The 13,556-nt window shown below is 64.4% G+C and carries 12 protein-coding genes and 1 pseudogene; 7 read left to right on the top strand and 6 right to left on the bottom strand.

Features of this window, described 5'->3' with window-relative positions:
* The 5 genes and pseudogenes from rng to DU505_RS04420 all read right to left on the bottom strand — a co-directional run bounded on the left by rng (window position 1) and on the right by DU505_RS04420 (window position 4,818).
* Window positions 1–1,464, bottom strand: coding sequence for a ribonuclease G (rng, locus tag DU505_RS04400; protein WP_114477775.1), 1,464 nt, complete (start codon window positions 1,462–1,464; stop codon window positions 1–3).
* Between the two features lie 65 nt (window positions 1,465–1,529).
* A pseudogene (locus tag DU505_RS04405) lies at window positions 1,530–2,128 on the bottom strand (Maf family protein).
* 15 nt (window positions 2,129–2,143) lie between these two features.
* Window positions 2,144–2,635, bottom strand: coding sequence for a rod shape-determining protein MreD (mreD, locus tag DU505_RS04410; RefSeq protein WP_114477776.1), 492 nt, complete (start codon window positions 2,633–2,635; stop codon window positions 2,144–2,146).
* The gene (mreC, locus tag DU505_RS04415; protein ID WP_114477777.1) at window positions 2,635–3,546 is read right to left on the bottom strand and encodes a rod shape-determining protein MreC; all 912 of its coding nucleotides are present in this window, start codon (window positions 3,544–3,546) and stop codon (window positions 2,635–2,637) included. Before mreC ends, mreD begins: the two co-directional genes overlap by 1 nt.
* A gap of 234 nt (window positions 3,547–3,780) precedes the next feature.
* Window positions 3,781–4,818, bottom strand: coding sequence for a rod shape-determining protein (locus DU505_RS04420; RefSeq protein ID WP_043514225.1), 1,038 nt, complete (start codon window positions 4,816–4,818; stop codon window positions 3,781–3,783).
* A 181-nt stretch (window positions 4,819–4,999) separates the two neighbouring features.
* Here DU505_RS04420 and gatC point away from each other — a divergent pair, with 181 nt between their 5' ends.
* The 6 genes from gatC (at window position 5,000) to DU505_RS04450 (ending at window position 11,025) form a co-directional block, all read left to right on the top strand.
* A complete protein-coding gene (gene gatC / locus DU505_RS04425) occupies window positions 5,000–5,287 on the top strand; it encodes an Asp-tRNA(Asn)/Glu-tRNA(Gln) amidotransferase subunit GatC (protein ID WP_114477960.1) in 288 nt (95 codons plus the stop codon).
* 51 nt (window positions 5,288–5,338) lie between these two features.
* Window positions 5,339–6,799, top strand: coding sequence for an Asp-tRNA(Asn)/Glu-tRNA(Gln) amidotransferase subunit GatA (gene gatA, locus DU505_RS04430; protein WP_114477778.1), 1,461 nt, complete (start codon window positions 5,339–5,341; stop codon window positions 6,797–6,799).
* Window positions 6,799–8,253, top strand: a complete 1,455-nt coding sequence (gene gatB / locus DU505_RS04435) for an Asp-tRNA(Asn)/Glu-tRNA(Gln) amidotransferase subunit GatB (RefSeq protein WP_114477779.1) — start codon at window positions 6,799–6,801, stop codon at window positions 8,251–8,253. Before gatA ends, gatB begins: the two co-directional genes overlap by 1 nt.
* 66 nt (window positions 8,254–8,319) lie before the next feature.
* Complete coding sequence (locus DU505_RS04440) at window positions 8,320–8,871, top strand: cupin domain-containing protein (protein ID WP_114477780.1); 552 nt, start codon at window positions 8,320–8,322, stop codon at window positions 8,869–8,871.
* Between the two features lie 204 nt (window positions 8,872–9,075).
* Window positions 9,076–10,809 carry a methyl-accepting chemotaxis protein gene (locus tag DU505_RS04445; RefSeq protein WP_114477781.1) on the top strand — a complete coding sequence of 578 codons (1,734 nt, stop codon included), beginning with the start codon at window positions 9,076–9,078 and terminating at the stop codon, window positions 10,807–10,809.
* A 51-nt stretch (window positions 10,810–10,860) separates the two neighbouring features.
* The gene (locus DU505_RS04450) at window positions 10,861–11,025 is read left to right on the top strand and encodes a DUF6435 family protein (protein ID WP_114477782.1); all 165 of its coding nucleotides are present in this window, start codon (window positions 10,861–10,863) and stop codon (window positions 11,023–11,025) included.
* 27 nt (window positions 11,026–11,052) lie between these two features.
* Here the strand turns inward: DU505_RS04450 and DU505_RS04455 are convergent, their stop codons facing one another.
* The gene (locus DU505_RS04455; protein ID WP_114477783.1) at window positions 11,053–12,453 is read right to left on the bottom strand and encodes a DNA recombination protein RmuC; all 1,401 of its coding nucleotides are present in this window, start codon (window positions 12,451–12,453) and stop codon (window positions 11,053–11,055) included.
* A gap of 200 nt (window positions 12,454–12,653) precedes the next feature.
* On the opposite strand from DU505_RS04455, the gene DU505_RS04460 reads away from it, so the two are divergent.
* Window positions 12,654–13,469, top strand: a complete 816-nt coding sequence (locus DU505_RS04460; RefSeq protein WP_114477784.1) for a LuxR C-terminal-related transcriptional regulator — start codon at window positions 12,654–12,656, stop codon at window positions 13,467–13,469.
* Window positions 13,470–13,556: the final 87 nt, after the last annotated feature.

The raw sequence follows: 13,556 nt of genomic DNA on the forward strand, positions 1-13,556 counted from the left end.
TCACATCAGCACGATGTCGTACTGCTCCTGGGAGTAGTGGGTCTCCACCTGAAAGCGGATGGTCTTGCCGATGAAGGTTTCCAGGTCGGCCACCGCCGCGGACTCCTCGTCGAGCAGACGATCCACCACCGACTGAGAGGCCAGCACCATGTAGGTCTCCGCGCTGTAGGCGCGTTCCTCGCGCAGTATCTCGCGGAAGATCTCGTAGCAGACCGTCTCGGGGGTCTTCAGCGTGCCGCGCCCTCCACAGGTTGGACAGGCTTCGCACAGCGTTTGCTCCAGGCTTTCCCGCGTGCGTTTGCGTGTGAGCTGAACCAGGCCCAGCTCGGTCACGCCGGTGCACTTGGTCTTGGCATGGTCTCGCTCCAGCGCCTTCTCCAGTACGCGCAACACCTGGCGCTGGTGCTCCGTCTCCTCCATGTCGATGAAGTCGATGATGATGATACCGCCCAGGTTCCGCAGACGCAGTTGCCGGGCGATGGCGTTGGCCGCCTCGAGGTTGGTCTTGAAGATAGTCTCTTCGAGATTGCGATGGCCCACATAGCCACCGGTATTGACGTCGATGGTCGTCATCGCCTCGGTGGGGTCGATCACCAGGTAGCCACCGGATTTCAGCTGTACCTTGCGCCCAAGTGCCTTGAGAATCTCATCCTCGACGCTGTAGAGGTCGAAGATGGGGCGCTCGCCGGGGTAGTACTCGATCCGTGCCGAGGAGTCGGGCATGAACTCTTCGGCAAATTCGATCAGCTTGACGTAGTTCTCCCGCGAGTCGATACGCACCTTCTCGATATCGTCACGCATCAGGTCGCGAAGGGTGCGAATGAACAGCGGAAGGTCGTCGTAAATGACGCTCGGACACTCTGCTGTGGCCTTGCGCTCGCTGACCTTGCGCCACAGTCGCAGCAGGAAATGCATGTCGGCGAAGAGCTCATCCTGCCCCACGTTCTCGGCTGCGGTGCGAACGATGAAGCCGCCGGTGACCTCGATATCCTGTTCAAGCTGACAGCGTTCGAGCAATTCGCGCAAGCGCTCGCGCTCGCGCTCGTCCTCGATGCGCTGGGAGACACCGTGATGCGGGGACTCCGGCATATAGACCAGATAACGTGATGGCACCGACAAGTGAGTCGTCAGCCGGGCACCCTTGGAACCGATGGGATCCTTGGTGACCTGGACGATCAGCGACTGCCCTTCGCTGAGCAGCTGTCCGATGGCGACCTGCTCCTCGCAGGAGGGGCCCGGCGGCATTACCTCATGGACATGGATGAAGGCGGCTCGGTCCAGCCCGATGTCGACGAATGCCGCCTGCATGCCGGGCAGCACCCTTACCACGCGCCCCTTGTAGATGTTGCCGACGATGCCTCGCCGGCGCGTACGCTCGATGAGCGCCTCCTGCAGCACCCCGTTTTCCACCACGGCTACCCTGGTTTCCATCGGCGTCAGGTTGATCAGTACTTCGCCGCTCATGCGGAAATCCTTGTCCAGTCAGTCTTCGGAGCATTATGACATAGTGCAGACGGCAGACAGGGGCGTTATCGACCAGGACGATTCCACAGCGGTACGCCCTGACGCGACAGCAGCGTCGCCGTCTCGTACAGCGGCAGCCCGACTACCGCGGAGTAGCTGCCCTCGATGCGCTCGACGAAGATCGCGGCCAACCCCTGTATCGCATAGCCACCGGCCTTGTCGGCAGGCTCACCGGTGGCCCAGTAAGCGGTTATCTCGTGCTCGGCTATGTCGCGCATGATCACCCGTGTCGTGACGCAGGCTTCCAGCATACCGGCCGGACCGGATACCGCGACGGCAGTCAACACCTGATGGGCACGTCCCGACAGCGTACGCAGCATGGCAGCCGGTGATAGTGATCGTCGGGCTTGCCCAGGATCACGCCATCGCAGACCACCGCCGTGTCCGATCCCAGCACGGGCAGGGAGGAGAGCCCAGCACCGGCGCTCGCCTTACTGCGCGCCAGGCGGGTCACGTAGTCGCCAGCGGCTTCGGCTCCGTTGGGCGTCTCATCGATGTCTACCGGATGGACCTCGACCTCGACCCCTATCGAGGCCAGCAGCTCTCGGCGACGCGGCGACGCCGACGCCAGGCACAGGACCGCAGTGGTGGACAATTCGCTCATGCAGATAGGCTCCGATCAGGCGTTGCCCGCCAGGCGCCGCTCGATGGACTGGAACATGGTCGTCAGCCAGGGCCAGAGGACGGCACCGATCAGTGAAGGCAACAGAAAGGCAAGATGCATCGAAAAGGGACCGAACAGGGTCCGCAACCACTGCTCGACGAGCTGCACCAGCCCCAGCAGCACAAGGATCAGCAGCGACTGCTGAAAAAGGGAGTAAGTTCGAAACCGCGGATAGATCAACGCGGAAAGAAAGGCCAGCAGCGATAGTGTCAGGGCATTCAGCCCCAGCGGCGCGCCCTCGATCAGGTCCAACAGAATGCCCAGCACGAAACCATGGAGCACCCCAACCCGGTCGGGAGCCGACATGCACCAGTAGATGAGCATCAGCCCCAGCCAGTCGGGGCGCCATATCTGCCACCCTTCGGCCAGGGGCATCACCTGAAGGCAGAGGGCCAGCAGCAGCGTCAACCATACCCAGGGCAGTGCGGTGCGCGGAGAACTCGCCATCAGTCTGTCTCCTCCCCGTGCAGCGCGTCCGCACCCGGGGCTTGTTCGGCGGGCACCTCGGCTCCAGGCGCCAGCTCACCAGGAAGACGATCCGGGTCGATATCCCAGGACTCGTCATCCGGCACCGCCACCGGGTCGGGCGGAAACAGCAGCAGGAAGTGGCGCGAGCGCTGCAACAGGGCGACGGGCACTGCGTTGACCCGGGCGAATGGCTGGCCTGGATCGTGCACGACCTCGGTGACCCGCGCCACCGGGTAGCCGGCCGGGAAACGTCCAGCAAGGCCCGACGTCACCAGCAGGTCTCCCTCGCGAATATCGGCGGTATCCGGCACATGTAGTACCCGCAGTTGATCGTATTGACCGCTGCCCTGCAGGATGAAACGCAGCCCGTTGCGATTGACTTGCACCGGCAGCGCATGGCTCGCATCAGCCACCATCAGCACCCGGCTGGAATAGGCGGAAACGGCCGTCACCTGCCCCACCAGGCCCGAGGCATCCAGCACCGGCTGCCCCACATAGACGCCATTGCGCCGGCCACGGTCGATCACCATCTGATGGTTGAAGGGGTCGGGGTCGAGCGAGAGCAGTTCAGCGGTGATGTAGGGGGACTCCTTGCGCGCCGCCGCACCCAGAAGCTCCCGCAGGCGCACGTTCTCGGCCGTCAGGCTGGACATGTGCTGTACCCGATGTGAGAGATGCAGTATCTGTTCCCGCAGTCGCTGATTCTCTTCCACCAAGGCACGCTGGTCGGAGAGTGCCAGTGAGCCCCAGGCCAGGACATCGCTGGGCACTGCAACAAGCCACTGGATCGGTGCAACCACAGTAGAAAGCTGGGCGCGGACCTCTTCCATTCGCGTGAAGCGATGATCGGCGAACATCAGGGCGGAAGCGGCCATCGCACACAAGAACATGCGATAGCCTGGCACCGATCCGTGAGAAAACAGCGGCTTAATGGCGAATCTCCCCCAAGTCTCCTATACGCCTTGCCGCTATCAGGGAAGGGCTGAGGCCGTCACCGAGCGGTCGAGTGCAGGCAGCATGGTACGCCTCGGACCACGACAAACGGCAAGGAGCTCATGGACAGGCGCTCCTGTCACCGCCGCGCGACGAAGCCGCCCGACCGCGCAGGCACGGTCGGGCAAGGCCTAATCGCTGGACAGCAGCTCGAAGGTATGGCGGTCGATCATCTCCAGTGCCTTGCCACCACCGCGAGCCACGCAGGTCAGCGGATCCTCGGCGACGATGACCGGCAGCCCCGTTTCCTCGGCAATCAGCTTGTCCAGGTCACGCAGCAAGGCACCACCGCCGGTCAGCACCAGGCCGCGCTCGGCGATATCGGAAGCCAGTTCCGGCGGCGACTGCTCCAGCGCACTCTTGACCGCAGCGACGATGGAAGCCAGCGTCTCCTGCAGGGCATCGAGAATCTCGTGGGAATTGAGCGTAAAGCTGCGTGGAATGCCCTCGGCCAGGTTGCGCCCACGCACGTCGATCTCGCGCAGCTCGCCGCCGGGGTAGGCGCAGCCAATCTCTTCCTTGATGCGCTCGGCAGTGGCCTCGCCGATCAGGCTGCCATAGTGGCGGCGAACATAGGCAGTGATAGCCTCGTCGAAGCGGTCGCCACCAACGCGGATGGACTCGGAGTAGACCACGCCGTTCAGCGAGATGATGGCGATTTCGGTGGTACCACCACCGATATCGACCACCATGGAGCCCTGGGCGTCGTCCACCGGCAGGCCGGCTCCGATGGCAGCCGCCATGGGCTCCTCGATCAGGAAGACCTCGCGGGCACCGGCACCCTCGGCCGACTCCTTGATGGCGCGTCGCTCCACCTGGGTCGACATGCAGGGCACGCAGACCAGCACGCGCGGACTCGGCGTGAGAAAGGTGCTCTGATGGACCTTGCGGATGAAGTGCTGAAGCATCTGCTCGGTGACGGTGAAATCGGCGATCACCCCGTCCTTCATCGGCCGTATGGCGGTAATGTTACCCGGCGTACGACCCAGCATACGCTTGGCATCGGCGCCGACGGCAGCCACGCTGCGCATGTTGCCGGACTGGCGTATGGCCACCACCGACGGCTCATCAAGCACGATGCCGCGACCACGGACGTATATCAGTGTATTGGCCGTACCCAGATCGATCGACAGATCGCTGGAGAACAGCCCCCTCAAGCGTTTGAACATGGACGTCGTTACCTAGTGCAGACCGGGGACCCTTGTGCGGATGCAAACGGTATCATCGCGGCCCCCGCGCAGCAAGCGACATGCCACGCCCATCGCCGAGAGAAGAGTGCCCGCAGCACCTCGGATGTGGTACCTTTTCCCGCTATTCAACACCCCCAATCCGTGCGAGGACACCCAGCCCATGGCGCTTGAACACGCAGACGTGCAGCGGGCCGCCCACCTGGCCCGCCTTGGCCTGAACGACGATGAAGCCGCCGGCTATGTCGATGATCTTGGTCGTATTCTTGAAATGGTCGACATGCTCCAGGCCCTCGACACCGACGGCGTTGCCCCGCTTGCCCACCCGCTGGATGCCACCCAGCGCCTGCGCGCCGACGAAGTCACCGAGAGCGATCAGCGTGACGAATTCCAGCGCTGCGCCCCCGCCGTCGAGAGCGGCCTTTATCTGGTGCCTCGGGTCGTCGAATGATTGCACACGCCCTGTCCACATTAACGGCACGCCTTCATGGAGCCATGCCGCATGCATGACAAGACGCTTGTCGAACTCGCCCGAGCGCTCGACGCCGGCGAGTTCTCCAGTCGCGAGCTGACCCAGCACCTGCTGGGCCGCATCGACCGCCTCGACGGCGAACTGAACAGTTTCATCACCGTCACCTTCGACCAGGCCCTGGCCGCCGCCGATGAGGCTGATGCCGTGCGGGCCAAGGGCAATGCCGGGCCGCTCACCGGCCTGCCGCTTGCCCTGAAGGATATCTTCTGCACTCGCGGCGTGAAGACCAGCTGCGGCTCGAAGATGCTCGACAGCTTCGTCTCGCCCTACGACGCCACGGTGGTCGAGAAGCTCAGGGCCGCTGGCACAGTGAGCCTGGGCAAGACCAACATGGACGAGTTCGCCATGGGCTCCTCCAACGAGAACAGCTACTACGGCCCGGTGCACAACCCCTGGGACCTCACGGCGGTTCCCGGCGGCTCCTCGGGGGGCTCCGCCGCTGCGGTTGCCGCCGGGCTGGTGCCCGCGGCCATGGGTACCGACACCGGTGGTTCGATCCGTCAGCCGGCCGCCTTCTGCGGTATCACCGGTCTCAAGCCAACCTATGGACGGGTATCGCGCTACGGCATGATCGCCTATGCCTCGAGCCTCGACCAGGCGGGCCCCATGGCGCGCTCCGCCGAGGACTGCGCGCTGCTGCTGGGCGCCATCGCCGGGCACGACCTGCGCGACTCCACCTGCGTTGCCCGCGGCGTACCCAATTATTCCGAGGAGCTCGCCGCGCCGTTGAACGGCCTCAAGATCGGCCTGCCCAGCGAGTATTTCGGCGATGGTCTCGATCCGGCCGTGGCGAAGGCGACCCACGAGGCGATCGCTGTCTTCGAGTCGCTGGGGGCCAGCGTGCGCGAAGTCAGCCTGCCGCACACCCACTATGCCATCCCTGCCTACTACGTCATCGCTCCTGCCGAGGCCTCCTCGAACCTGTCACGCTTCGACGGGGTGCGCTTCGGCCATCGCTGCGACAACCCAGTCGACCTGATCGACCTCTACAAGCGCAGCCGCGCCGAGGGCTTCGGCGACGAGGTCAAGCGGCGCATCCTGATAGGCACCCATACCCTCTCCGAGGGCTTCTTCGATGCGTACTACAAGAAGGCCCAGCAGGTGCGGCGGCTGATCCGCCAGGATTTCCTCGATGCCTTCGAGGAGGTCGACGTGCTGATGGGGCCAGCTTCGCCCACCCCGGCCTTCGACCTGGGGGCCAACAAGGACCCCGTATCGATGTATCTGCAGGATATCTACACCATCGCCGTCAACCTGGCTGGCATCCCCGGCATCAGCGTGCCGGCCGGCTTTGCGGGAGGCCGCCCGGTGGGCCTGCAGATCCTCGGTAGCCACTTCACCGAGGCGCGGCTGCTCAATGTCGCCCACCAGTTCCAGCAGGCCACCGACTGGCACCGTCGTCATCCCGCCTTTGCCGAGGAGAACGCCTGATGCAATGGGAAACCGTGATCGGCCTGGAGGTCCACGTCCAGCTCGCCACTCGCTCGAAGATCTTTTCCGGTGCGTCCACGGCCTTCGGCGCCGAGCCCAATACCCAGGCGTGCGCCGTGGACCTGGGCCTGCCCGGCGTGCTGCCGGTACTCAACGAGTCCGCGGTGGCCATGGCCGTTCAGTTCGGCCTGGCGATCCACGCCGAGATCCCCGAGGTCTCGGTGTTCGACCGCAAGAACTACTTCTACCCCGACCTGCCCAAGGGCTATCAGACCAGCCAGATGTATCACCCCATCGTCGGTGCCGGCGAAGTGGAGATCACCCTGGATGACGGCAGCACCAAGCGCATCCGCGTCCACCATGCCCACCTGGAGGAGGATGCCGGCAAGTCGCTGCATGAGGACTTCCACGGCATGACCGGGGTCGACCTCAACCGGGCCGGCACCCCGCTGCTGGAGATCGTCTCCGAACCGGACCTGCGCTCGGCGAAGGAGGCCGCCGCCTATCTCAAGGCGATCCATTCGATCGTCACCTATCTGGGGATTTCCGACGGCAACATGGCCGAGGGGTCGATGCGCTGCGACGTCAACGTCTCGGTGCGTCCCCTGGGCCAGGAAGCCTACGGCACCCGCGCCGAGATCAAGAACGTCAACTCCTTCCGCTTCGTCGAGCGCGCCATCGCCTTCGAGGTGGAGCGTCAGGTGGAGCTGATCGAGGATGGCGGCAAGGTGGTGCAGGAGACTCGCCTGTTCGACCCCGACCGCGACGAGACCCGCAGCATGCGCACCAAGGAGGAGGCCAACGACTACCGCTACTTTCCCTGCCCCGACCTGCTTCCCGTGGTGCTTGACCAAGCCTATGTCGATCACCTGCGCAGCAACCTGCCGGAGCTGCCCGCCGAGAAGCGCGCCCGCTTCGAGCAGGAACTGGGGCTTTCCGCCTACGATGCCAGCGTGCTCTCCGCCACGCGGGAGATGGCCGACTACTTCGAGGAAGCCAAGAACGTCTGCGGCGATGCCAAGCAGGCCGCCAACTGGGTGCAGGGCGAGCTCTCCGGGGCACTCAACCGGGAGGGACTGCCGATCGTCGACAGCCCCGTCTCGGCCCGTCAGCTCGGCGAGCTGATCGCCCGGGTGATGGACGACACCATCAATGGCAAGGCCGCCAAGCAGGTCTTCCAGGCCCTGTGGAACGGCCAGGGCGCTCGCGCCGACGACATCATCGAGGCTCAGGGTCTCAAGCAGGTCACCGACAGCGGTGCCATCGAAGCGATGATCGACCAGGTGATTGCCGAAAGCCCAGGCCAGGTGGCCCAGTACCGCGATGCCGAGCCGGACAAGCGCGGCAAGATGATCGGCTACTTCGTCGGCCAGGTAATGAAGGCCTCCCGGGGCACCGCCAACCCTCAGCAGGTCAACCAACTGCTGAAGGAAAAACTGGACGCGCTGTGCTGAGCCCATCGGGGCATGTCGTGCCGACGGCGCGCATGCCCCGCTGCCCGAGCCCACAAGGAGATCAGCATGTCGGATGACGTCGGTGCACGGCTGCGCGCCCTGCGTACTCTGCGCTGCATTTCACAGCGCGAGCTGGCCAAGCGCTGCGGGGTCACCCACTCCAGCCTGTCGTTGATCGAACAGGGCAAGGTCAGCCCCTCGGTCAGCTCCCTCAAGAAGATCCTCGACGCCATTCCCATCAGTGTCGGCGACTTCTTCACCATGGACCTGGAGAGCCGCGACCAGGTCTTCTACTCCGCCGCCGAGCTCGCCGACGTGGGCACCGGCGAGGTCATCTACAAGCTGGTCGGCGCCAACCGCGACAGCCGGGCGCTGGCGTTCATGATCGAGACCTACCCCCCCGGCGCCGACACCGGTCGCGAGATGATCGCCCACCAGGGCGAAGAAGCCGGCGTTGTGCTGGAAGGCGAGATCGAGATCACCATCGGTGCCGAATCCCGCACCCTCGGTGAGGGCGAAGCCTACTATTTCGATACCAACGTACCCCACCGCTTTCGCAACCCTGGCAAGGAACCCTGTCGCCTGGTGAGCTGCTGCACTCCCGCTCGAACATTCTGACCCGCCTTCCGCGTCTTACGCGCTGATTGCCAGGCCACCGCCACCAGGCGGTGTGTAACTGTGCCTGCCCGACAATACCTGTACACAAGATATGCAGTTGTACAATTACCGTACAGAGAATAGACTGCCTTCCTACGCAGGGCGCTACTCGAGCGCCGCTGGCCCGGGCGCCGCAGAGCGCCTCATAAAAAAGAAGGAAAGACAATGAGCTCCCTGATGGCACGTTTCTCCCGGCTTGGCATCCGATCCCGACTGGCCAGTGGCTTCTCCGCCGTATTGGTGTTGATCGTGGCCCTGACCCTCATCGGCATCAGCCAGGTAAACCGCATCGACCGTGGCCTCACCACCATCAACGACATCAATGGTGCCAAGCTGCGCCACGCCATCGACTGGCGAGGCAGCGTTCATGACCGCGCCATCCTGCTGCGCGACATGACCCTGGTCACCAGCGACGCTGACCTGGCCGCCCTGCAGGCCGACTACCGGGTGCTGGCGGAAAACTACGAGCGCGCCACCGGGGGGCTCAGCGACGTCATGAGCGCCGCGCCGGACAGCGTTACCGCCAGGGAGCGCACTCTGCTGGACGCCATCGAAAGTCAGGCTGCCGCCACCCAGGCGCTCACCGCCGACGTCATGGCGCAACGCCAGGACGGAAATCTGCTGGCGGCCCGCCAGCAGTTGCTCGCCGCGGCCGGTCCCGCCTTCTTCGCCTGGCTTGACGAGATCAACGGCTTCATCGACTACCAGGAAAGCAACAGCGCCGCCGATACCGCCGTGGCCCGTGACACGGCAGAGGGCTTCCAAATACTGATGCTGGGGCTCTGCCTGGCCGCGCTGCTCATCGGCGGCATCATCGCCTACCTGCTCTCCCGCCAGCTGCTCAGGGAGCTGGGCGCCGAGCCCCACGAAGTGAAAGCTTTCGCCGAGGCAATCGGCCGCGGCGAGCTGACGACCTCCGGGCGACTGCGGCAGAACGACGACCGCAGCATCATGGCCTCCCAGATGAACATGGCACGACAGCTCCAGGGCATCGTCGCCCAGGTACGTGCCGCAGCGGACGCCGTGGCCACCAACAGCGAGCAGATCGCCGAAGGTAACAACGACCTTGCATCACGCACGCAGCAGCAGGCCAGCGCCCTGACCCAGACCGCCTCCGCCATGGAGGAGCTCAACGGCACCGTGTCCCAGAACTCCGCCAATGCCGAGCAGGCGAGCCACGAGGCAGAGGGCGCGTCCGTCACGGCCAGGCGCGGTGGCGCCGCCGTGCAGCAGGTCGCGGAGACCATGAACGACCTCGACCGCAGCTCCAGCGAGATCGCCAGCATCATCTCCACCATCGACAACATCGCCTTCCAGACCAACATCCTGGCCCTCAATGCCTCGGTAGAAGCCGCCCGGGCCGGCGAGCACGGTCGCGGCTTCGCCGTGGTCGCCGCCGAGGTGCGCAAGCTAGCCCAGAACAGCGCCAATGCCGCCCGCGAGATCAATGAGCTGATCACCAGCAACGTGGAGCGTGTCAAGCATGGCAACGCTCGTGCCGCCGATGCCAGCCAGGCAACGGAGGAGATCATCGAAGCGATCGGCCGGGTCAGCCAGATCATGCAGGAGATCAGCCAGGCCAGCGCCGAACAGCGCACCGGCGTACAGGAAGCCGGCAAGGCGGTCTACGAAATGGACCAGGTGACCCAGCAAAATGCCATCCTGGTAAACCAGAGCGCGTCGTCCGCCGCCAACCTGAGCCAGCATGCCCAGCAGTTGATCAACGCCATGTCGGCCTTCCACCTGCCCCAAGGCAGCGCCGCCGCAAACCGGCCATCCTCCTCCATGGGGACTACCTACAGTGATTGGCTTACACTCGATGACCCACAACCCACCCGGAGCCGCTCGCCCAAGGGTATCGTTGGACAGCGACTCCAGCCCGAATGGGAAAATTTCTGAGCACGAGGGAGTGCCGGCTCGTGCTCCTCAAGGCCCTAACGGAGAGACACCATGTTCGGATGGTTGAAGCCTGACCCGAAGAAGAAGCTGCAGAAAGCGTATGAGCACAAGCTGCAGCAGGCGATGGAGGCAGCCCGCAACGGCGACATGCGCGCCAATGCCTCCCTGACCGAAGAAGCCGAAAGCCTGCTCGCCGAGCTCAGGCAATACCCATAGCCAAGCGGGTGCCGCCGGAAGGCCGGCTTATTTCAGTGACCCCGGGGCGCTGCGCGTCAGGTCATCCTCCCCGTCCCCCGGCTCGTCGTTCCAGCCGGGGGTGAGTTCGAGGCGGGCTCGCTCGACGAGTTCGGCGGGCAGCTCCTTCTTCACCGCCACCCCCAGCTCCTGGAACTCGGCGGTCTGCTTGATCAGGTTGGCACGGCCATTGACCAGCTGGCCCATGGCTCTGTCATAGCTGTCACGGGCCCCGTCCAGCTTCCTGCCCACGTCCTCCATGCTCTCCAGGAAGAGACGCAGCTTGTTGTAGAACTTCTCGGCACGGCTGGCCAGCTCGGCGCTGTGACGGCTCTGATCCTCGAAGCGCCACAGCTGGCGCACGATATTCAGGCTGGTGAGCAGCGTGGTGGGCGTCGCCACCAGGACGTTGTTCTCGATGGCCCGCTGGAAGAGCGACTCGTCGAACTTCAGCGCTTCCACATAGGCGGACTCCACCGGAATGAACATCACCACCACTTCCGGCGAGTTGAGCCCCGGCAGGTCGTAGTAGTGCTTGTCGGCCAGCTCGGCGATACGATCGCCCACTGCCCGGGCATGTTCGGCCAGCGCCTGCCCCCTCGCCACTTCCTCGTCTGCGTTCACGTACCGCACATAGGCGGATAGCGACGTCTTGGCATCGATGACCAGATGCTTGCCCTGGGGCAGGTAGACGATGGCATCGGGCCGCCGCCACCCCTCTTCGGTAGCGAAGCTGACCTCGCGCTGATAGTCCTTGCCGGCGCGCAGGCCGGAGCCCTCCAGCACGTTCTCGAGCATCAGCTCACCCCAGTTGCCCTGGACCTTCTTCTGCCCCTGAAGCGCCCGGGTCAGGCGATCGGCCTGGTCGGTAATCTCGCGGTTGAGGCCCTGCAGATGCTTGAGTTCGGTGCGCAGGCTGGCGCGCTGCTCGGTGTCGAAGCGGTGGATGGATTCCACTTTCTCGCGAAAGCCCTTCATCTCGCTCTGGATGGGCTGCAGCAAGCCGCTGATATGCTTCTGGGACAGCTCCGAAAAGGCCTTGCCCTTGCGTTCGAGTATCTCGTTGGCAAGATTCTCGAACTCCTGCTTGAGCTGGTCGCGGCTGTCGCGCAGCAGCGTGAGCTGCTCGGCGAAGTGCTGCTGCTTCTGCTCCAGCGTGGTAGCCAGCCGCGCCTCGCTTATCTGCACCTCACCCAGCATGCGCTGCGATTCATCGAGGCGTTGCTCGCGCTCGGCAAGCCGCTCGCGCAGCTCGGCCAGGGCGGCGGCGTGCCGTTGCGCATCGCCGCGCTGACGCCGGGCAGCGAACAGGCCGGCCAGACCGAAGGCGAGCAGGAATGCCAGCAGCGCCGAGAGCGCCATGGCATAGCCGACGGGAAGGGAGTCCAGCAGTGTGGTCAGATCGGTCAAGGGGCTTTCTCCTGCTGCAGCGCGAATGGGGCCGGGGCGAAAGTCTCCCCAAAACGGTCAAGCTTGTCACTGTTTGCCCACGGATTTCCTGCTAGAAGCCCCTGTCCCTCATCGGCTTCGGTCGGGTCACGGCCAGCGTGCGGTCGTCAACGCGGGGCCATGGTATCGTGAGTCTTCCGCGCCACTTAGCCTACGACTCCATGCTCGATTTCCTTGCCCATTCCAAAAGCCTTGTCTGGCACCAGCAACTGGCACGCCTGATGCGCACGGCGGCAGCGTCCGACTTTCCGGCCAGGCTCGATCAATGCTTGCGGGAGCTCGTGGGCCACGAAACCGTCTTGATCAACGCCTATCGCGGCCGCCGCCGGCCACTGTTGATTCATGACGACTACCCCCTGCATCGACGCGAACAGGGCATCGAGCGCTACCTGAGCAAGGCCTACCTGCTCGACCCATTCTTCACTGCCGTGAGCGATGGCCTGGATCAGGGTGCCCACCGCCTGCGCGAACTGGCGCCGGACCGGTTCGAGGCCAGCGATTACTACGCTCACTACTACCGCGCCCTGGGCCTGGTAGATGAAGTCGGCATCTTTTGCCGGGTCGAAGAGGATGTGGTCATTGCCGTGTCGCTGGGGTTCGGAGTCAAGTCGCCACCGCTGACCCGTCGCGCCCTGCAAGCCTTGCGTCACCTCTCACCCATGATGGAAGCGCTGCTGGTCGAATACTGGAAATGGCAGGGAAGCCAGTTCCAGCAACGCCTGGCGGAGCAGGAACCGGTGGAAGCGGCCCTGGCCAGTTTCGGGGCCGGGGTACTGACGATGCGTGAGCAGGAGATCGTGCGTCTGCTGCTGGCTGGCCACTCGACGAAATCGGCAGCCCGAGAGCTCGACATCAGCGACGGTACTGTCAAGGTGCACCGCAAGCACATCTATCAGCGCCTCGAGGTCTCCAGCCAGTCGCAGCTGTTCCGGCTATTCCTCGATCACGTGGCATTGGTCTCGCGCCAGCAGGCGTAATGAACGGCTGACACGAGAAAGGCCGGCTCCGTAGACGAGAAGGAGCCGGCCAGACGTTGATTCCCGCGTCGATGCATCGCAGGGAGA

Origin of the sequence: Billgrantia montanilacus (genome assembly GCF_003336675.1) — a bacterium.
Classification (GTDB): domain Bacteria; phylum Pseudomonadota; class Gammaproteobacteria; order Pseudomonadales; family Halomonadaceae; genus Halomonas; species Halomonas montanilacus.